This window comes from Kibdelosporangium persicum (genome assembly GCF_013280595.1).
In the GTDB taxonomy this organism is placed as follows: Bacteria; Actinomycetota; Actinomycetes; order Mycobacteriales; family Pseudonocardiaceae; genus Kibdelosporangium; species Kibdelosporangium persicum.
This window is the reverse complement of record NZ_JAAATY010000002.1, coordinates 221,921-241,309: the sequence shown is the minus strand read 5'-3', so window position 1 is coordinate 241,309 and position 19,389 is coordinate 221,921. Positions and strand designations below refer to the sequence as shown.

The 19,389-nt window shown below is 68.8% G+C and carries 19 protein-coding genes; 7 read left to right on the top strand and 12 right to left on the bottom strand.

Annotated features, from left to right (window positions below; all coding sequences use genetic code 11):
* Window positions 1-376: 376 nt before the first annotated feature.
* From GC106_RS05695 to GC106_RS05685, 3 genes are all read right to left on the bottom strand, one after another.
* Window positions 377-520, bottom strand: coding sequence for a hypothetical protein (locus tag GC106_RS05695; protein WP_173125135.1), 144 nt, complete (start codon window positions 518-520; stop codon window positions 377-379).
* A 187-nt stretch (window positions 521-707) separates the two neighbouring features.
* A complete protein-coding gene (locus tag GC106_RS05690) occupies window positions 708-1,901 on the bottom strand; it encodes an ATP-binding protein (protein ID WP_173125133.1) in 1,194 nt (397 codons plus the stop codon).
* 121 nt (window positions 1,902-2,022) lie between these two features.
* Window positions 2,023-3,303 carry an acetyl-CoA C-acetyltransferase gene (locus GC106_RS05685; RefSeq protein WP_173125131.1) on the bottom strand — a complete coding sequence of 427 codons (1,281 nt, stop codon included), beginning with the start codon at window positions 3,301-3,303 and terminating at the stop codon, window positions 2,023-2,025.
* 78 nt (window positions 3,304-3,381) lie between these two features.
* On the opposite strand from GC106_RS05685, the gene GC106_RS05680 reads away from it, so the two are divergent.
* Both GC106_RS05680 and GC106_RS05675 read left to right on the top strand, forming a co-directional pair.
* Entirely contained in the window at window positions 3,382-4,692 is a 1,311-nt protein-coding gene (locus GC106_RS05680; RefSeq protein ID WP_173125129.1) for a 3-oxoacyl-ACP reductase, read from the top strand.
* 1 nt (window position 4,693) lies between these two features.
* Window positions 4,694-5,542 carry a MaoC/PaaZ C-terminal domain-containing protein gene (locus GC106_RS05675; protein WP_173125127.1) on the top strand — a complete coding sequence of 283 codons (849 nt, stop codon included), beginning with the start codon at window positions 4,694-4,696 and terminating at the stop codon, window positions 5,540-5,542.
* 20 nt (window positions 5,543-5,562) lie between these two features.
* Here the strand turns inward: GC106_RS05675 and GC106_RS05670 are convergent, their stop codons facing one another.
* Entirely contained in the window at window positions 5,563-5,901 is a 339-nt protein-coding gene (locus GC106_RS05670) for a YybH family protein (RefSeq protein ID WP_173125565.1), read from the bottom strand.
* Between the two features lie 76 nt (window positions 5,902-5,977).
* On the opposite strand from GC106_RS05670, the gene GC106_RS05665 reads away from it, so the two are divergent.
* Window positions 5,978-6,964, top strand: coding sequence for a helix-turn-helix transcriptional regulator (locus tag GC106_RS05665; RefSeq protein WP_173125125.1), 987 nt, complete (start codon window positions 5,978-5,980; stop codon window positions 6,962-6,964).
* Here GC106_RS05665 and GC106_RS05660 read toward each other — a convergent pair.
* Complete coding sequence (locus GC106_RS05660) at window positions 6,961-7,608, bottom strand: TetR/AcrR family transcriptional regulator (RefSeq protein ID WP_173125123.1); 648 nt, start codon at window positions 7,606-7,608, stop codon at window positions 6,961-6,963. The two genes, GC106_RS05665 and GC106_RS05660, sit on opposite strands and share 4 nt — an antisense overlap.
* Window positions 7,609-7,693: 85 nt before the next feature.
* Between GC106_RS05660 and GC106_RS05655 the strand changes: the two genes are divergently transcribed.
* Complete coding sequence (locus tag GC106_RS05655; protein ID WP_173125121.1) at window positions 7,694-8,329, top strand: SCP2 sterol-binding domain-containing protein; 636 nt, start codon at window positions 7,694-7,696, stop codon at window positions 8,327-8,329.
* A gap of 31 nt (window positions 8,330-8,360) precedes the next feature.
* Here GC106_RS05655 and pdxR read toward each other — a convergent pair whose 3' ends face one another.
* Window positions 8,361-9,719, bottom strand: a complete 1,359-nt coding sequence (pdxR, locus tag GC106_RS05650) for a MocR-like pyridoxine biosynthesis transcription factor PdxR (protein WP_312872450.1) — start codon at window positions 9,717-9,719, stop codon at window positions 8,361-8,363.
* A gap of 46 nt (window positions 9,720-9,765) precedes the next feature.
* Here pdxR and GC106_RS05645 point away from each other — a divergent pair, with 46 nt between their 5' ends.
* Window positions 9,766-10,716, top strand: coding sequence for an aldo/keto reductase (locus tag GC106_RS05645; protein WP_173125118.1), 951 nt, complete (start codon window positions 9,766-9,768; stop codon window positions 10,714-10,716).
* Here the strand turns inward: GC106_RS05645 and GC106_RS05640 are convergent.
* Window positions 10,710-11,444: an AraC family transcriptional regulator gene (locus GC106_RS05640; RefSeq protein ID WP_173125117.1), complete on the bottom strand. Its 735-nt coding sequence runs from the start codon at window positions 11,442-11,444 to the stop codon at window positions 10,710-10,712. The two genes, GC106_RS05645 and GC106_RS05640, sit on opposite strands and share 7 nt — an antisense overlap.
* Window positions 11,445-11,495: 51 nt before the next feature.
* Between GC106_RS05640 and GC106_RS05635 the strand changes: the two genes are divergently transcribed.
* Complete coding sequence (locus GC106_RS05635) at window positions 11,496-12,065, top strand: TIGR03086 family metal-binding protein (RefSeq protein WP_173125116.1); 570 nt, start codon at window positions 11,496-11,498, stop codon at window positions 12,063-12,065.
* Window positions 12,066-12,124: 59 nt separating this feature from the next.
* On the opposite strand, the gene GC106_RS05630 is transcribed toward GC106_RS05635, so the two are convergent.
* From GC106_RS05630 to pdhA, 3 genes are read right to left on the bottom strand one after another with little or no spacing between them, the layout of a single operon-like run.
* The gene (locus GC106_RS05630; protein WP_173125115.1) at window positions 12,125-13,456 is read right to left on the bottom strand and encodes a dihydrolipoamide acetyltransferase family protein; all 1,332 of its coding nucleotides are present in this window, start codon (window positions 13,454-13,456) and stop codon (window positions 12,125-12,127) included.
* Window positions 13,457-13,459: 3 nt separating this feature from the next.
* Window positions 13,460-14,479 (bottom strand): alpha-ketoacid dehydrogenase subunit beta, encoded by a 1,020-nt coding sequence (locus GC106_RS05625; protein ID WP_173125114.1) that lies wholly within the window; start codon window positions 14,477-14,479, stop codon window positions 13,460-13,462.
* 1 nt (window position 14,480) lies between these two features.
* Window positions 14,481-15,689 carry a pyruvate dehydrogenase (acetyl-transferring) E1 component subunit alpha gene (pdhA, locus tag GC106_RS05620; RefSeq protein WP_173125113.1) on the bottom strand — a complete coding sequence of 403 codons (1,209 nt, stop codon included), beginning with the start codon at window positions 15,687-15,689 and terminating at the stop codon, window positions 14,481-14,483.
* 360 nt (window positions 15,690-16,049) lie between these two features.
* On the opposite strand from pdhA, the gene GC106_RS05615 reads away from it, so the two are divergent.
* The gene (locus GC106_RS05615; protein ID WP_173125111.1) at window positions 16,050-17,468 is read left to right on the top strand and encodes a M20/M25/M40 family metallo-hydrolase; all 1,419 of its coding nucleotides are present in this window, start codon (window positions 16,050-16,052) and stop codon (window positions 17,466-17,468) included.
* Here GC106_RS05615 and GC106_RS05610 read toward each other — a convergent pair.
* Both GC106_RS05610 and GC106_RS05605 read right to left on the bottom strand, forming a co-directional pair.
* Entirely contained in the window at window positions 17,430-18,077 is a 648-nt protein-coding gene (locus GC106_RS05610; RefSeq protein WP_312872449.1) for an endonuclease V, read from the bottom strand. The two genes, GC106_RS05615 and GC106_RS05610, sit on opposite strands and share 39 nt — an antisense overlap.
* Before the next feature lie 127 nt (window positions 18,078-18,204).
* Window positions 18,205-19,302 (bottom strand): ADP-ribosylglycohydrolase family protein, encoded by a 1,098-nt coding sequence (locus GC106_RS05605; protein ID WP_312872448.1) that lies wholly within the window; start codon window positions 19,300-19,302, stop codon window positions 18,205-18,207.
* Window positions 19,303-19,389 lie beyond the last annotated feature (87 nt).

Here is a 19,389-nt window from a genome sequence, read left to right as displayed (position 1 = left end):
GGTCGAATCGGTTTTCCGCGTGTCCGCCCCACCGGCACGGCGAGTCAAACTGCTCGACTCGCTTCCAGCCGGGTTGGTTCTCGCTGTTCGCCGCTCGCGCGTTCAACTCGCCATGCCGGTACGGCAGACACGCGCGGATACCCGTCACCGAGTCGCACGGCTCGCTTCGCTCGCCTGCTTCTCGTTGTTGCCCGGGTATGGAAGACCCCGGGATGCTGCCAGGTCGGGGGTCCGCCAGCATCTCGGGGTCATGGGGAACATCGCCGGTCTGGACCAAGGTGTTACTGGGGTCCACGGTGTGTTCCGTGTCACTCTTTCGAGTGAACTTTTCAGCTGTAGGTGGATGGCCGGCCGCTGAGGGTGCCGACCCGCGAAGTCAGCGGAGGTTGCCCTGCTGCTGCGCGATGATGATCAACTCGTGGCGCATCGCCGGCGTGGCGGCGTTGTCGATCGCACGGTTGACTGCCCGCCGGGTACGAGCCTCGGCGCGGCGGGCACGAATCTTGGCGGTGATGTTCACAGGTACTTGCACCCCTCGGGTTGTGTCTCGGTTGCTCAGTACCTATTATGCGCGCCCGCTCGCGCTGATGCACCCGATTATCCGGTGATGTCAGGCACACGCCGATGATTCGTCGGTCAACTGGGTACCGCGCCGGACATGTCCTCCTATCTGGTTGTCTACCTGAAGTTCTAGATTCCGTTAGAGATCACTCGTCACGGCCCAGCAGGAACCGGCCGAAGTGCGGCACGGTGAACGCGATCCGACCGCGTTCGGCGGAGTACACCAGGCCCTTCTTGATCAAGCTGTCCCGGGCGGGCGACAGCGACGACGGCTTGCGGCCCAGGAAAACGGCGATGTCCGCGGTGCTCGTGCCCTCGTCGCGGCCTTCGGTGAGCTCGGCCATCGCCCGCAGGTACTCCCGCTCGGCGGGCGTGGCGCGCTCGTAGCGTGAGCCGAAGAAGCCGACGGCCAGCTCGGCCTCGGCTTCCGGGGCGGCCACGCTGACGTCCTCGGCCGTGATCGGATCGCTCGGCGCGGCGTCCCACGCGGCCTTGCCGTACGCCTGGATGAAGTACGGATAACCGCCGGAGGCCTCGAACAACGCCGACAGGGCATCGGAGGTGATGTCGGCGTCCTCACGGGTGACGGGCGCGAGAATCGCCTGGTGCGCGTCCTCCTTGGACAGCCGGTCGATCCGGACGTACCGGAACAGTCTCTCCGAGTACGACTTGCTCGCCGACAACACCGCGGGCAGATGCGGCAGCCCGGCGCCGACGACCACCAGAGGCGCCTGGTTCTGGGACAGCTCATGGCAGGCCGCGCACAACGCCGACACGTCGTCCGGCAACAGGTCCTGCATCTCGTCGATCAACAGCGCGACCCCGGTGCCGACGTCCTGGGCGAGCTCGGCGACGTCGGTGAACAGTTCGACCAGGTCGATCTCGATGTCCCCGGAGTCCGCGCGCCCGTTCGCCGCGGGCACGTCGATGCCGGGCTGCCAGCGCTCACGGAGCTTCGCGCCCTCGGGCGCCGCCCGGAGCGCAAACGCTTTCAGCACGCCGAGCACGTACTCGACCCGTTCCGGAGCACGGTGCCGCACGGCGAGATCCCGGACCGCGCGGTGCAAGGCGGCGGACAGCGGCCGTCGCAGATCCGCGTCCGGCCGTGCCTCGACCTTGCCCGCGCCCCACCCGCGTTTCAGCGCCATCGACCGCAGCTCACCGAGCAGCACCGTCTTGCCGACGCCGCGCAGCCCGGTCAGCACCAGGCTGCGTTCCGGTCGCCCGCGGGCGACCCGTTCCAGCACGACCTCGAAGGCGGCGAGTTCCTTGTCCCGGCCGGCGAGCTCGGGAGGGCGCTGGCCCGCGCCCGGGGCGAACGGGTTGCGTACCGGGTCCATCATCGGAAGGTATCGGCCTGTCTAGCGTCGATCCGATATTCCCGGATACATCCGTACGGCGTGTCGTCCATCAAGGCATCTACGGCAATCTAGCTTCAAAACTAGAGAGCCGTAGACAACGCTACTTCTCCAGGATCGCGGTCACGCCCTGCCCGCCGGCCGCGCAGATCGAGATGAGCCCACGGCCGGAGCCGCGCTCGTTCAGCAGCTTGGCCAGCGTCGCCACGATCCGGCCGCCGGTCGCCGCGAACGGGTGCCCGGCCGCCAACGACGAGCCGTTGACGTTGAGCTTGCTCCGGTCGATCGCTCCCGGCGGTTCGTCCAGGCCGAGCCGCTCCTTGGCGAACGCCGGGTCCTCCCAGGCCTTGAGCGTCGCAAGGACCTGCGAGGCGAAGGCCTCGTGGATTTCGTAGAAGTCGAAGTCCTGCAACGAGATTCCGGCCTTGGCGAGCATCCGCGGCACTGCGTACGCCGGAGCCATCAGCAGCCCTTCGCCGCCGTGCACGTAGTCGACGGCCGCGGTCTCGGAGAACGTCAGGTACGCCAACACGGGCAGCCGCCGCGCCTTCGCCCACTGTTCGTTGGCAAGCAGGACAGCGGAGGCGCCGTCGGTGAGCGGAGTCGAGTTGCCCGCGGTCATCGTGCCGTCGGGACCGCCGAACGTCGGCTTCAGCGTCGCCAGCTTCTCCACCGACGAGTCCGGCCGCAGGTTCTGGTCGCGCTGCAGGCCCAGATAAGGCGTCACGAGATCGTCGAAGAAGCCGCGTTCGTAGGCAGCGGCCAGGTTCCGGTGGCTCGCCGCGGCCAGTTCGTCCTGCTCGGCGCGTTCGATGTGCCACTCTTTGGCCGTGATCGCGGCGTGCTCGCCCATCGACAGGCCCGTGCGCGGCTCGGCGTTGCGCGGGATGTCCGGGACGATGTGGCCCGGCCGCAGCTTGGCCAGCAGTCGCAGCCGCCCGCCGACGCTCTTGGTCCGGTTGAGCCGCAACAGGATCGCGCGCAGGTCCTCGTGCACGCCGATCGGCGCGTCGCTGGTGGTGTCCACGCCGCCGGCGATCCCGGCGTCGATCTGGCCGAGGGCGATCTTGTTCGCGACCTGGATGATCGCCTGGAGTCCGGTGCCGCACGCCTGCTGGACGTCGTACGCCGGGGTCTCCGGGGACAGCCTGCTGCCCAGCACCGACTCGCGCGCCAGGTTGAAGTCACGGCTGTGCTTGAGCACCGCGCCCGCGGCGACCTCGCCGAGCCGTTCGTCCTGCAGTGCGAACCGGCTGACCAGTCCGTCCAGTGTCGCGGTGAACATGTCCTGGTTCGAAGCGGTGGCGTAGGGGCCGTTCGACCGGGCGAACGGGATCCGGTTCCCGCCGATGATCGCGACCCGCCTGAAGCCTGTTGGCGCCATCTGGCCCTCCCGGTTCGGTGGTACTGGCCATCCTAACCTACTCGCAAGTAGTATTACCGCGAGTAGGGAGGCGTGCCGATGACCGATGGCTACCAGCGATTCGCTCGTTCCGGCCCGGGAAAGTTCCTGGTCGGCAGGCTCGGGCTGCCCAACCCGGTGCCGTTGCGGCGGTACCGTCCAGGCCAGCCGCCACTGCCCGGTCCCGCGGTTGTCGGGTCGGCCAAAGGTGGTCGTCTGGAGGACCAGGTCCGCAAGGTCCTCGGCCAGTCCGGGATCGACGTCGTCGACACCGCGGAACGGCCGGGTGCGCTGGTCTTCGACGCGACCGGCATCGACCACGCCGAACGCCTCCGCGAGCTGTACGACTTCTTCCACCCACGAATCCGTGGCATCGCGGCGTGCGGCCGGGTGGTCGTTCTCGGCGCCACGCCGGACGGTTCCCGCGAGTCGATCCCCCAGCGGGCCTTGGAAGGCTTCACGCGGTCCGTCGGCAAGGAGCTCAAGCGCGGCGCCACCGCGCAGCTGGTCTACGTGTCCGGTGACGCGGACATCGAGTCGACGCTGCGTTTCCTGCTGTCGGCGAAGTCCGCCTACGTCGACGCCCAGGTCATCCGCGTCGGAGACGGCCTCGTCGCGCGCCCGGAGGACTGGCTGACGCCGTTGACGGGCAAGGTCGCCCTGGTCACGGGAGCTTCGCGCGGCATCGGCGCGTCGATCGCCGACGTGCTGGCCCGCGATGGCGCGCACGTCGTCGCGCTGGACATCCCCGCGCAGGGCGAAGAGTTGTCGGCCGTGGCGAACCGGGTCGGTGGTTCGGCTCTCCAGCTCGACATCACGTCACCCGAGGCGCCCGCGCAACTCGTCGACTACTTCACGGCACGGCACGGCGGCGTCGACATCGTCGTGCACAACGCCGGGATCACCCGCGACAAGACCCTGGCCAAGATGACCGAAGCCCAATGGGACGCGGTGCTGTCGGTGAACCTGGCTTCGCAGCTGCGCATCAACGACGCCCTGCTGGACGGCACACTCCGCACCGGAGGGCGGATCGTCGGCGTCTCGTCCATCGGCGGAATCGCCGGCAACGTCGGCCAGACCAACTACGGCACGAGCAAAGCGGGCGTGATCGGCATGGTGAACGCCTACGCGGACCTGCTCGCCGAGCGGGGCGGCACGATCAACGCGGTCGCACCGGGTTTCATCGAGACCAGGATGACCGCCGCGATGCCCCTGTTCATCCGCGAGGCCGGCCGGCGGATGAACAGCATGTCCCAGGGCGGCCTGCCGGTCGACGTCGCGGAAACGATCGCGTGGTTCGCCAGCCCGGCGTCCGGCGGCGTGAACGGCAACGTCGTGCGGGTCTGCGGCCAGAGCCTGCTGGGAGCCTGACATGACGGCCACACCCACCCGGGAACTCGACTCGACCCCGAACCTCACCGTGCTGTTCGGCAAAGCAGTCCTGACCGGCTTCACCCGGCACGGCTCAGCCTTACCGTCCACTGTGTACAGCCGATCCCCGCTTGCCGTCGATCCCGGGCACCTGTCCGCGTACAACAAGGTGTGCGGCTTCCGGCTGACCGACCAGCTGCCGATCACGTACCCACACGTCCTGGGCTTCCCGTTGCAGGTCAAGCTGATGACCGACAACGACTTCCCCTTCCCCCTGGTCGGCTCGGTGCACATCGCCAACCGCATCACCCAGCTGCGGCCGCTGCACACCACGGACGTCCTCCGGGTGCAGGTCCACGTGGAGAACCTGCGTGACCATGCCAAAGGCAGGCAGTTCGACATGGTCACCACGGTCTTCGCCGGTGATTCGGTGACCTGGCACAGCACCAGCACGTACCTGCGCCGCACCGGTTCCGGCGGTTCGTCCGCGGACAAGGACGTGGTCGTCCGGCAGCCAGGAGCCGTCTGGTCCGTGCCCGACGACATCGGCCGCCGCTATGCCGAGGTCGCGGGCGACCGCAACCCGATCCACCTGCACCCGTTGGCCGCCAAGCTTTTCGGCTTCCCCCGGGCGATCGCCCACGGCATGTGGACGAAGGCCCGGTGCCTGGCGGCCTTCGAGGGCAGGCTTCCCGAGGCGTACACGGTCGACGTGAAGTTCAAGCTCCCCGTGCTGCTGCCCGCCAAGGCCGGCTTCACCACCGACCGCGCGGACGACGGCTGGAGTTTTGAGCTTTTCAACGCCCGCAACGGAAAGCCGCACCTCACCGGCGAGATCACTTCGGCTTGAGGCGGAGGTCCGCGACCGCGCTACGGCACGAGTACCGGCTGGTCCACGACCCACAGCCACGACCCGTCGGGCTGGCGTCGGGCGATCTCGACGGTTATCTCACCGGTGGTCAGTGTGGACGCCGTGAGCGCCAGGTCGCCGCTCACCAGCGCTGGGTGTTGCCTTCCCGGCGTGAGCACCGGGGCGGCCGCGACGAACTCCTCGTACACCTTGCGGATCTCCGCATGTCCGGTCGCGATGTTGCCGGGCGGGAACGCCAGCACGGCGTCCGGCTCGTACAACGCCACCAGCCCGTCGACATCGCCCGCGTTACCGCGCTCGATGAAGTACTTGCCCAGGTCGTTCGGCTCAGTGGCCACGGTCTTGCTTGTCATGCCGGTCAGCCTGCCAACGAATCACGACATCCTGTGTCGTGTATTCCTCTAGAGTTTTCGCATGCGCGCCGACCGGTTGGTCTCGCTGGTGCTGTTGCTCCGTCAGCACGGTCGGCTGTCCGCGGCCACGCTGGCCCGTGAGCTGGAGGTGTCGACCCGGACCGTGCTGCGCGACATCGAGGCGCTGTCCGCGGCCGGTGTCCCGGTGTACGCCGAACGCGGCAGGCACGGCGGGTTCGCGTTGCTGCCCGGTTTCCAGACCGAGCTCACCGGACTGAACCACGACGAGGCGCTTGCCTTGCTGGTCGCCGGATCGCGGCGCGGTGCGCATGCGTTCGGCCTCGGCTCAGCGCTCGCCTCGGCCATGCGCAAGGTGGTCGACGCGCTCCCCGAAAGCTATCGGGCGACCGCGGCCGGTGCGGCGCAACGATTACTCATCGACCCGGAGACCGATCTGCTGTCACGCCGGCTGGTCGCCGAGGAGGTTCCCGACACCGTGGCCGGCGAGATCCGGCGCGCGGTGTTCGCCGGCCACAAGCTGCGAATCCACTACGCGGCCGCGGGCCAGGCCCCGAAGTGGCGCACGGTGGACCCGATCGGCCTGGTCACCGTGCGCGGCCACGGGTACCTGCTGGCCACAAGGTCTGGCGCGGACCGCACCTACCGGCTGTCCCGGGTCCTGGCCGCGGAGGAACTCGCCGAACCCGCACAGCGACCGGACCGGGTCGATCTCGACCGGGCATGGCGGGAACGTGGCACGCGGTTCCGGACCGGCGGTGACCAGGTCACGGTGCTGCTACGGGTAAACCCGGCGCGACGCGAAGAACTGGTGGGCACAGCGTTGGCCGTTCGCGCTGAGGAAACCGACTCGGACGGCTGGCTGCGGCTTGAGGCCACCTTTCAGGATTCAAGACACGCCGAATGGGCGTTGTGGCAGCTCGCCACGAACGCGGAAGCCTTGGCCCCGCAGTGGTTGCGTACCTCGCTGCGCGACCGTGCCGCCGCGATCGCCGCCAGCTACCGAGCGTCGTCCCGCGACCAGGCCTAATGCGCGGAAGGCGTCCAGACGTTGCCCTCGACCATGTCACCGAAGCCCATCCAGGCCAGGTTCATCAGCCAGGAGGCGACGGTCCGCGTCGGCACCGCGGGGTGGTCGAGCCACCAGTCCGCCAACGACTCCCCGGCGCCGACCAGAGCCGCGGACATCGCCTCGGTGCTCTTCTGGGCGTGGTCGTCCATGCCCTTCTTGGTGGCCACACGCGACAGCAGAGCGTCCACCAGGTTGATGGCGCGGGTACGCATCGCGAGGACTTCCTCGCTGAACGGGCCGCCTTGCGAGATGACCTGCCGGTGCAGCACGCGCCAACTCTGCTTGTTCGAAGCCACGAACTCGAAGAACGACCGCAGGCCCATCCACAGTTGCATGTCCGGTGCCAGGTCGGGGTCGACGCCGCCGGCGATCGCCTCCATCAACAGGCCTGCCTCACGACGGATACAGGCCGCGAACAGGTCCTCCTTCGACCCGAGGTACGCGTAGATCATCGGCTTGGACACGCCCGCGACCTCGGACACTTCGTCCATCGAGGCCTCGTGGTAGCCGTGCTCGGAGAACACGCGGACCGCGGCGTCCAGGATCTGCTTCTCCCGGACTTCCCGTGGCAGTCGCTTGACTCGCTTGTCCTCCACGCTCACGGTATCCACCCCTCGACGTCATTGAGATTGCCATCGTATCTACCCGACCGTATTCTTACTCACGAGTAGGTAAGAGGAGGCGCTCATGCCCGACCTCAGTGTCGAAGCCGTCAGCCGGCTCAGTCCGAGCGAGCTGGTCACGCTCATCGACCAGCTTGATCCCGGGACCGAAGGGCTCGCCGACATCGACATCGACGCGATCGCCCAGCGTATCGACCCGGCCAAGCTGCCCGGGGACGAGTTCGTCCGCCTGATCAGTGGCCTGCAGCGGCTTTCCGGCGTCAGCGTCGACCTCGCCAGGATCGGGCCACGGACGTTCGCGAGGCTGATCGCCGGTGCGTCCAAGGACCAGCTCGAAGAGGTGCTCGGCCGTCCCGAACTGCGCAAGCTCATCCTCGGCGAGATCTTCCGGCGGATGCGGACGCACCTTCGCCCGGAGAAGGCGGTGGACGGCGTGATCCACTGGCGGTTCACCGGCGGCACCGACGAAGACGGTTACGACCGCTACGAGACCGTCATCGAGAACCGGACCTGCGCGATCAACCAGGAGATGACCAGGGACAGTCGCGTCACCATCACCATGCCGCCGCAGGACTTCCTGCGGCTGATCACGTCGAACGCCTCGGCGCCGGTGCTGTTCATGACCGGCAAGCTGAAGGTGCGCGGCGACCTGCCGTTCGCGGCGGGCATGCTGCACATGTTCGACCTGCCGAAGCCGTGAGGCACCGGCCGGGCCGACGGCGGCAGCCCGTTCATCGCGAACGTCCCGAACCACTTCGACCTATCGAGTCCTTGAGCACGGCCACCGCGTCGGCCACCGAACTGTCCGCCAGGTTGCCGTAACCGAGGACCAGCGCGGGATCGCCTGGCGTGCGGCGATACGCATCCAGGCTGACCAGCTTCAGCCCTTGGGACGCCGCCCGGCGTACGACCTCGTCGGCCGGACGGTCCAGGTGCAGCAACAGGTGCAGTCCCGCCGCGGCGCCAGAGACGTCAAGCGGGCCAAGGGCGTCCAGCAACGCGTCCCGGCGGGCGCGATACCGCAGCCGTGCCGCCCGGAGGTACCGGTGGTACCAGCCCTTCTCGACAAAAGTGGCCAGCGCCAACTGGTCGACGACCGACGGCGCCGCCGTCGGGACGGTCCACTGTGGAGGAACGACGCACCAGCCGATGCCCAGCGCCGGGCTCAAGGTCTTGCTGACCGACCCGAGCAGCACGACTCGCCGCGGATCCATGCCTTGCACGGTTCCGACGGGCTTACGGTCGTAACGGAACTCGGCGTCGTAGTCGTCTTCCAGGATCACCCCGTCGACGTCACGCGCCCACGTCAGCAACGCGGCCCGCCGTTCCGGCGTGAGGACGACACCGGAAGGGAATTGGTGCGCGGGCGTCACGATCACCGCGCGAACACCGGCGGGAATCCGGTCGACACAAAGACCGGAGCTGTCGACCCGCACCGGGACGACCTCAAGACCGGCATCCTCCGCGGCACGCCACACGCGAGTCCAGCCGGGCTCCTCCACCGCGATCCGCGTGATGCCCGCCGCGTGCAGCGCCCGGCCGACCAACGTGACGCCCTGGCAGACGCCGGAGCAGATCAACACGTCACTGGTGACCGCGCCTCGGGTTCGGCGTAGGTACTCGGCCAGGACCGTGCGTAACCGGGGATGACCGCCCGCGACCGGTACGCCCAAGTCGGTGTGCGGTGCCGTCACCAACGCGTCACGAACCGCGTCGGCCCAACGCCTTCGCGGGAACGCGCGTAGGTCGGGCAGTCCCGGGGCGAGGTCGTACCGCGGTGGTGGTGGGGTCGCCCTCGGCGCCACGGGCTTCCAGACCTCGTCCGCCCAGCAGTGCACGCGGGTGGCAGAACCGGCCCTGGCCTCGAGATATCCCTCCGCGACCAGCTGTGCATACGCTTGCGTGACCACCCATCGCGAGCACTGCAGATCCCCGGCCAGCTTGCGGCTCGGCGGCAGTGTCGCGCCCTTGCGCAGCACGCCGTCCCGGATCGCGTTGCGCAGCGCACGCGCGAGTTGCTCGTGCTGTGCGCCGGGGCCGGACATGTCCAGCAGTACGTCCCAGCTCAGATTGGTCTGTGATCCGGTCACGCAAGTGGACTGTAATGGCAGACCGATCGCTTCTAGGGTCGGAGGCATGAAGAGAGTCCGACTCGGCGATCAGACCGTCAGCCAGATTTCGCTGGGATGCATGGTGATGGGCACCCTCACCGACAAGCAGACCTCGGCCCGCATCCTCGACGCCTACCTGGACGCGGGCGGGGACTTCCTGGACACCGCGGACTGCTACGCGTGGTGGACCAAGCAGGAAGGCGAGGGCGGCGACAGCGAGGAACTGCTCGGCGAGCTGCTGACAGGCAGGCGGGACAAGGTCTTCCTGGCGACCAAGGTGTCCGCTCAGCTCACGGACTACACGGCCGGACGCACGGAACCCAGTGCGGAGCCATACTACGAAGGTGCGAGCGCGGAGGTGATCCGGCGCGGTATCGACGCGAGCCTGCGTCGCCTGCGTACGGATTACGTTGACCTGTACTACATCCACGTGGACGACATGGCGACTCCGTTGGAGGAGACGCTGCAGGCGCTCGACGAGATCGTGCGGGCGGGCAAGGTCCGGTACATCGGCTGGAGCAACGTCTGGACCTGGCGCCTCGAGCAGATGCGGACCTTGTGCCGGGAGAACGGCTGGACTGTCCCTGTCGTTGTGCAGCAACAGTATTCGTATCTGCCACCACGAACAGGCGGGCGCAACGTCGCGGGTCCGGACATGATCGAATGGTTGCGCCGCAACCCGGATGTCACGTTGGCCGCGTATTCGCCGATCCTGCGTGGTGTCTACGAAGGCCGTACGGATATCCCGATGTACGAGCAGTACGTGGGTCCGGACACGGACAGGCGGCTTGCGGCCGTCGCGAAGGTGGCGCAGGAGCTGGGCGTGACGGGCAGCCAGGTCGTGCTGGCGTGGCTCCAGCAGTCCTCGCAGGTCGTGCCCATTGTCGGCCCGCGTACCTGGGACCACTACCAGGCCTACGTGCCCGCGTTCGATCTGGAGCTCGCGCCGGAACACCTGGCCGTACTGGATCAGTAACGCTGCGCGTAGTGCGTCGGGGTCTCGCCGAACATCCTGGTGAAGTCCCTGGTGAAGTGGGCCTGGTCGGCGTAGCCGAGATCGGCGGCCAGGCCCGCCCAGTCGATCCGGTCCCCGCCCGCCATCCGCTGGGTCACCTCGTGCAGCCGGTAGCGCCGGATCACCCACTTCGGCCCGACGCCGACGTGCTCGGCGAAGAGCCGTTGCAACTGCCGGACGGTCACGGCGAACTCCTTGGCCAGGGCGTCGACCCGCATGACGTCCGGGCCCGCGGAAATCCGGTCGACCACCTGCGCGGTTAGCTCCGCCCTGGGGTCCGGCTCAGGCAGGTTGGCCCGCAGGAAGTCCTCGACCTCCGGCACCGCGTACTTCGCAGGCAGGCCGTGGAAGACCTCGCTCGCGGGGATGACCCGGTCGGTGATCGTCGAGACCGACCGGCCCAGGAACGGCCGGAACATGCCCGGCCGGAAAGCGACCCCGAACACGCTCCGGCGTCCGTCGAGGACCTGGAACACGTGACCGCTGGAGACGCCGTTCAGGGTGGCCGAATCCTCGTGGAAGGTCAGGTGCACGTTGGGATACGGCACGATCAGCTGCCGGTAGGGCTCCTCGTAGTCCCACTCGACCATCCAGTACCGGGCCACGAACGGCGCCAGATCCGGTGCGGGCGCGGCGAACTCGTGGCTCTGGAACTTCCGCCAGGCCAGCTCCCGTGGGTCCCGCCGCATCCGTCGCCTTTGTTCAATACACGGTCTCAAGCCCACCTTACGGTGGTGCGCATGTCAGGGAACCAGCTGTTCAAGTACGCCACCGCGCCTGTGATCGACGTCGTCGACGGCATCAGGCCGGACCAGCTCGGCGCGCCGACGCCGTGCAGCGAGTTCGACGTCCGCAAGCTGCTCAACCACCTGCTGTACTGGGGTCCTTCGCTGGAAGGCGCCGCCCACAAGCAGACCGTGCCGCCGCCGGTGACCCCGGAGTCCGAGGTGGACATCCCGGACGACTGGCGGCCGAAGCTGGTGGCCCAGTTGGCGAAGCTCACCGAGTCGTGGAGTGAGCAGGCCGCATGGGAAGGCACCACGCACATGGGCGGCCCGACCGAGCTGCCCGCGGCGATGGTCGGCGGCATGGTCGTCGGCGAGATCGTCATCCACGGCACGGACCTGGCCCGTGCCACCGGCCAGCCGATCGAGTTCGACGAGGACCTGCTCGCCTTCGTGCACAAGGAGGTCGAGGCCGGCGTCGAGTGGGGCCGGGACATGGGCGTCTACGGGCCGGAAGTGCCCGTACCCGCAGACGCCCCGCTGCTGGACCGAATCCTCGGCCTCACCGGCCGAAACCCCTCGTGAGTGTTTATCAGGGTTAGAACACTGATAAACACTCACGAGGGTTGATGAGCCTTCCGACGTCAGTACGTGATCGCGATGCTGGGGTCGGCGAGCAGGGTGCCCACGTCCGCGAGGAACTCCGAGCCCTGCTGACCGTCGATCACGCGGTGGTCGAAGCTCAGCGACAGCTGGCAGATCTTGCGCGGCACGATCTGGCCGTCGACCACCCACGGCATGTCCCGGATCGTGCCGAGCGCGAGGATCGCCGACTCGCCGGGGTTGATGATCGGCGTCCCGGTGTCCACTCCGAACACGCCGATGTTGGTGATGGTGAACGTGCCGTTCGCCATCTCCGCCGGGGTGGTCTTGCCGTCCCTGGCCTTGGTGGTCAACGCCTCCAGGGCCTGCGCGAGCTCACGCAGGGTGAGCTGGTCCGCGTCGTGGATCTTGGGAACGACCAGGCCACGCGGGGTGGCCGCGGCGATCCCCAGGTTCACGTAGGACTTGTAGACGATCTCGTCGCCCGCCCACACCGCGTTGATGTCCGGCGTGCGCTTCATCGCCAGCAGCACCGCCTTCGCCGCGAACGTCAACGGCGTCAGCTTCACGTCCCGGAACCGCGGGTGGTTCTTCAGCTTCGCCCGCAGCTCCATCATCGGCGTGACGTCGACGGTCATGAACTCGGTGACGTGCGGTGCGGTGAAGGCACTGTCCACCATGGCCTTCGCGGTCGCCTTGCGGACACCGCGAACCGGCACACGCCGTTCCCGCTCACCCGACGACACCGCGACCGGTGCCGCCTCAGCGGGTGCGGCCGCTCGTTCGACGTCGTCGCGTGTGATGACCTGGCCTTCGACGGCCAGGGACCGCAGGTCCACGCCGAGGTCCTTGGCCAGCTTGCGCACCGGCGGCTTGGCCAACGGGACGTAGCCACCGGTCGGCGCGGCCACCGCGACAGGTTCGGGCTCGGGCTGGACCGCGACAGGCTCGGGCTGGACCGCGACAGGAGCCGGAGCGGGCGTGGAACCCTTGCGGGCCCGGCGTTTCGCGGCACCGGTCTTCGGGCCGTAGCCGACCAGGCTCTGGATCCGGCCGTCCGCGCTCTCCTCGCCGATTTTGGTCCCGCCGCCGTCACCGTTGTCCGAAGAGGACTGTTGCGGGCCGTCCGGGTCGATGTCGAAGACGATGATCGGCGTGCCGACCTCGACCGTCTCGCCCGGCTTGGCCAGCAGTTCGGTGACCACCCCCTCGTACGGCGCGGGCAGTTCGACCGCGGCCTTCGAGGTCTCGATCTCCACGAAGATGTCGTTGACCTTGACCTTCGAGCCCGGCTGCACGTGCCAGGTCAGGATCTCCGCCTCGACCAGGCCCTCACCGACGTCAGGAAGGGGGAAGTGCTTGTAGTTCGGCACGGCTCACCACGCCAGCGATCGGTCGACGGCGTCCAGCACGCGGTCGAGGTCGGGCAGGTACTCCTCCTCGACCTTCGACGGCGGGTACGGCGTGTCGAAGCCGGTCACCTTCAGCACCGGGGCTTCCAGCGAGTAGAAGCACTCCCGCTGCACCCGGTCGGCGATCTCGGACGCGATCGACACCTCGCCCGGCGCCTCGCTCACCACGACCAGGTGCCCGGTGCGGCGCACCGACTCGAACACCGGGTCCAGGTCGAGCGGGGACAACGTGCGCAGGTCGATCACTTCGAGCTCGTGCCCGTCCTCCGTGGCCGCGTTCGCCGCGTCCAGGCACGTCTTGACCATCGGGCCGTACGCCGCGAGCGTCGCCGTCGACCCCTCACGCACCACGCGGGAGCGGAACAGCGGGTACGGCGTCGCCTCGGTGTCGACCTCGGCCTTCTCGTGGTAGCGCCGCTTCGGCTCGAAGAACAGCACCGGGTCGTCACACTCGATCGCCTGCTGGATCATCCAGTACGCGTCCACCGGGTTCGAGCACGAGACGACCTTGATCCCCGGCAGGTGCGCGAACAGCGACTCGGGCGATTCGGAGTGGTGCTCGACCGCACCGACCCCGCCGCCGAACGGCACCCGGATCACCAGCGGCACCTTGAGCATGCCCTGCGTGCGGTAGTGCAGCTTGGCGACCTGGCTGTTGATCTGGTCGAACGCCGGGAAGATGAAGCCCTCGAACTGGATCTCGCACACCGGCCGGAAACCGCGCACGGCCAGGCCGACCGCGGTGCCGACGATGCCGGACTCGGCCAGCGGGGTGTCCAGCACGCGGTGCTCGCCGAAGTCCTTCTGCAGGCCGTCGGTGATCCGGTAGACGCCGCCCATCTTGCCGACGTCCTCGCCCATCACGATCACCTTCGGGTCGCGCTCCATCGCCGCGCGCAGCCCGCTGTTGATCGCCTTGCCCATGGTCAGCTTGGTGGATGCCGCCGTCACGGCCGTCCTCTGGTCCATCACTGGTGCCGCCATATCAGTGCGCACCCCCCTCGAAACCGGCCAGGTACTGCACGTATTCGTCCCGCTGCCGTTCCAGCAACGGATTTCCCCCGGCGTAGACCTGCGAGAAGATCCGCTCGGCGGGCGGATCGGGCATGTTGAAGCAGTACGCGCGCAGCTCGGACGCCAGCTGGTCGGCCTCGAGCTGGACCTCGTCGAAGAACTCCTGCTCGGCCATGCCGCTGCGGACCAGGTGCACCCGGACCCGCTCGATCGGGTCCTTGAGCTTCCACGCCTCCAGCTCGTCGGAGAGGCGGTAGCGGGTCGGGTCGTCGGACGTGGTGTGCGCGTCCATCCGGTACGTGAACGCCTCGATCAGCACCGGGCCGTTGCCCGACCGGCACTGCTCCAACGCCCAGCGGGACACCGCGAGGCACGCCAGCACGTCGTTGCCGTCGACGCGGATACCGGGGAAGCCGTAACCGCGGGCGCGCTGGTACAGCGGGAGCCGGCTCTGCCGCTCGGTCGGCTCGGAGATCGCCCACTGGTTGTTCTGGCAGTAGAAGACGACCGGCGCGTCGTACACCGCGGCCCACACGAAGCCCTCGTGCACGTCACCCTGGCTGGTCGCGCCGTCACCGAAGAACACCATGGTGGCCTCGGCGTCCGGCTCGTTGCCGACCTTGCCCTCGAACTTCTGGCCCATGGCGTACCCGGTCGCGTTCAGGACCTGGTTGCCGATCACGATCGTGTACGGGTGGAACCGGTGCTCGACCGGGTCCCAGTCGGAGTGCTGCGTGCCGCGGAACGTCGCCAGGATCTGCTCCGGCTTGACGCCCCGGCACCACGCGACGCCGTGCTCGCGGTAACTGGGGAAGACCATGTCCTGCGGTTTCAACGCACGGCCCGCGCCGATCTGCGCGGCTTCCTGACCGAGCAACGGAACCCAGATGCCGAGCTGGCCCTGCCGCTGCAGCGCGTTGCCCTCACGGTCGGCGCGGCGGACGAGGACCATGTCGCGGTAGAGACCGCGCAGCTGTTCGGCACCGATGTCGTCGACATACTGGTCGAACTCGGGGTTGGCGACTCGCTCACCCTCCGGCGTCAGGAGCTCGACCAGCTCCGCGCCGCCTTCGTTGGTCGCACGCAAACCCGCGATCACCTGTTCTGGGGTCGGTTTGGCCGCGGTGGCGGCTGGCCCGCCCCCCGGCTCCGGGTGCGTCCACTGTTCTGGGGACGACATGCGGCTTTCTCCTCGTGTTCGAGGCCACGGCATCGCTCGTGACGGCGCCTGGCGGCCACTCCGGCCGCGCTCGCCACCTCGGGTTGGAAGGCGGACAGCGGCGGTCGGCGTTGACTGCTGTCGCATTCCATCCTGGCATGCCGTCGCCCGATCTGGTGAGTCAGGCGGCCGTACTCGTTCATCTCAAAACGGTCCTGAACAGGCGAAACCGTAGGAACCCCGATGATCGGGCTGCCTAGCGAGGACCCGCGCCGCGCATGCCAGAACCCGTCCGGGGGACCCGGCGCGTCCGGTCGGCTGAACACCTCCCGGCCGGGAATGTGATCTGGGCCACGCGGCCGTTCGTGACAGGATCGGGGGGTGGAGCACAACACCCTGAACACGACTGTCAGCTGGCTCTGGGCCGCGGAGATCCTGCCAAGCCTGTCCGAGCTGGTCACGATCCCCGCGCTGTCGCCGGTGTTCGACCCGGCCTGGGCGGCGAACGGGCACCTGGACGACGCGGCCGCGCACGTCGGCAAGTGGATCGCCGGACGCGACCTGCCGGGCGCGACCGTGGAGATAGTGCGGCTGGACGGTCTGACACCGCTGGTGATGGTGGACGTCCCGGCGGCTCCGGGCGCCGAGGACGCCGGAACTGTCGTGCTCTACGGCCACTTGGACAAGCAGCCGCCCGTCGGCGGCTGGAGCGAGGACCTCGGCCCGTGGACGCCGGTCATCCGCGACGGTCGGCTGTACGGCCGTGGCGCCGCTGACGACGGCTACTCGGGTTACGCGGCCACGGCGGCGATCGAGGCCGTACGGGCGGGCGGCGGTTCACACGCCCGGTGCGTGATCCTGCTGGAGACCAGCGAGGAATCCGGCAGCCCCGACCTCGCGCCCTACCTTGAGCACCTGCGTGAGCGCCTCGGTGACGTGACCCTGGTGATCTGCCTGGACTCGGGCGGTAACGACTACTCGCGGCTGTGGCTGACGACCTCGCTGCGCGGGCTGGTCTCGGTGGACGTCACCGTGCGCGTGCTCGACGCGGGCGCCCACTCCGGCCTGGCCAGCGGAGTCGTGCCGAGTTCGTTCCGGGTCCTGCGGACCCTGCTCGACCGGCTGGAGGACTCGAAGACCGGCGCGATCCTGCTGCCGGAGATGAACGTGGAGATCCCCGCGCACCGCCTCGAAGAGGCCCGGACCAGCGCCGCGGCCGCACCCGGCCGGGCGGCCACCGCGTTCCCGCTGGCCGACGGCGTCCGGCCGGTGGCCGACGACGACCTTGAGCTGATCCTGAACAACAGCTGGCGGCCGACCATGTCGGTGATCGGCGCTTCCGGCCTGCCCCAGCCGCTGGACGCGGGCAACGTGCTGCGGCCGTTCACGACGCTGTCGCTGAGCTTCCGCCTGCCGCCGACCGCGGACTCGGCCGCGTCGCTCGCCGCGTTGAAGAAGGCGCTGACCACGGACGTGCCCTACGGCGCCCAGGTCGAGCTGAGCCGCTCGGACCTGGCCGACGGCTGGGACGCGCCGGAGCTGGCGCCCTGGCTGCGGACCACGCTGGACGACGTGAGCAAGACGATCTTCGAGGCGCCGTGGGGGTCCATCGGCCTGGGCGGCTCGATCCCGTTCATGGGCCTGCTGGCCGAGACCTACCCGTCGGCGCAGTTCGTGGTGACCGGCGCGCTCGGCTCGGACAGCAACATCCACGTGCCGGACGAGTGGCTGCACCTCGGCCAGGCCGTCCGCGTGACCGCGTCAGTCGCCCACGTCCTGAACGCGCACGCGACCCGCTGACACCTCGCGGCCCAGGTGATCGGCTGCCCGGGTGGTCTCGGGCAGCCGGTACTCCGGGCTGAGCCGCAACACCAGGTCGCAGGCGGTGTCCAGGTCGATCCGGTGTCCAATGGAGACGAACACCGGCTTGACGCCGTGCTGTGTCCTGAGCGCCCGGCCGACCGTTTCGCCGTTGTCCACCAACGGCTTCCAGTCACCGCGGTCCGGCCCGGGCGGCTCGTACCGGCCGAGCGCCTGCTTTCCGACGCCGATCGTGGGCAGCCCGGTCAGCACGCCGACATGGCAGGCGAGCCCGAATCTGCGGGGATGCGCCAGGCCTTGGCCGTCACACACCAGGACGTCCGGTTCCACCGTGAGCCTGTCCAGCGCGGGAATCAGCGCGGGCAGCTCCCGGAAGGCGAACAACCCTGGGATGTAAGGGAAACCGGCGACGTCCCGGACGACGACACTGTCCACAGTGGCCAGTGTCGCGATGTCGACGCAGACCGCGGCGGCCACCAGCCTGTCCGAGTCCGGCGTGTACGCCACGTCCAGCCCGGCCGCGATCTTCGGCGCGAACCCGTCCGGTGTGGTCCGCTCGACCAGATGAGCCGACTGAAGCTGCAGCACGACGGCCTCCTCCGGACTGACGGCCGCCGTCAGACGGCTTCGGGCAGAGTCAGTCCGCCGGACTTCAGGAAGATCGGCGACCGGCTTGGCGTCGTCGCCGGGCACGGGTTCGGGCAGCACGCCGTGCTCACCAGTCCGGATATCGCGTGTACCAGGCCGGGTCGCGCAACGGCCGCGGGCCGAACTCGATCACCGCGTCCAGGCTGAGCCGTTCGATCACCTCGCGCAGTTCGAGCTCGGCCAGCCACTCGGGCGGGATCGCGTCGATGCCCCACGCCGCGCCGAGGATGTTGCCGCAGATCGCCCCGGTCGAGTCGCTGTCGCCGGAGTGGTTGACGGCCATCAGCAGTCCTTCGGCCATGTCGTCGGCGGCCAGCGCCGCGCACACCGCGATCGCGAGCGCCTCCTCGCCGACCCAGCCGCCGCCGAGCTGGGCCGTGATGGTCTCCGGGTCCGGCTTGTGCTGTGACAGTTCGACTGCTTTGTCCAAGATGTCCAGCTGTTCCTGGTGGTCGTCCCAGCGCATCAGGTGCTCACGCGCCACCGTGATCGCGTCCGGCAGTTCCGTGCCTTCGAGCAACTCGCTGACGATCACCGCGAGCACGCCCGCCGACAGAAAGCCGCTGGGATGGCCATGGGTGAGCGCGGCGCTCCGCACGGCGATCCTGAAGATCTCGGCTGGGTCCTCCGACCAGAACGCGACCGGCGCGGCCCGCATCACGCCGCCGCAGCCCTTCGAGTCGTTGATCCGGTTGTCCGGCGTGCCCGGTTCGCCGGTGGTCGCGAACGTCCGCAGCGACGCCATGCACGTCCCGCCCGGCGCCCGCCGGTGGAACAGGCCGCGGTTGGTGATCAGCCACCCGTCCGGCTCAGGTGAGCGCTGCGCGAACACGCCGCCCCACCGTTCCCACGGCTGGCCCTGGGTGAGGTACCAGCGCTGGTAGGCGTGCTGCAGGACCATGGTGAGGTCGGTTTCGGTGCCTCGGCGGAGCCCGGCGTGCGCCCTGATCAGGCCTTCCAGCGTGAACAGGGTCATCTGGGTGTCGTCGGTGATCTTGCCCTTGCCGCCGTGCTCGCCGGCGTAGTCCCGCAGGCCCGCCTCGCCGAACCGGTCCCGGATGTCGTCCATGGAGGTGAACTCGATCGGCGAACCGAGCGCGTCGCCGACCGCGCCGGCGAGCATCGATCCGAGCACCTTCGAAGGCGGCAGCGAACGTCGCGTCACTGGAGGAATCGTAGGCGACACACCGATACGGCAAAGCGATTTCGCCAACCGCCTGCGTGGTGACCAGGTCGTAACGGGTGCTTGCTG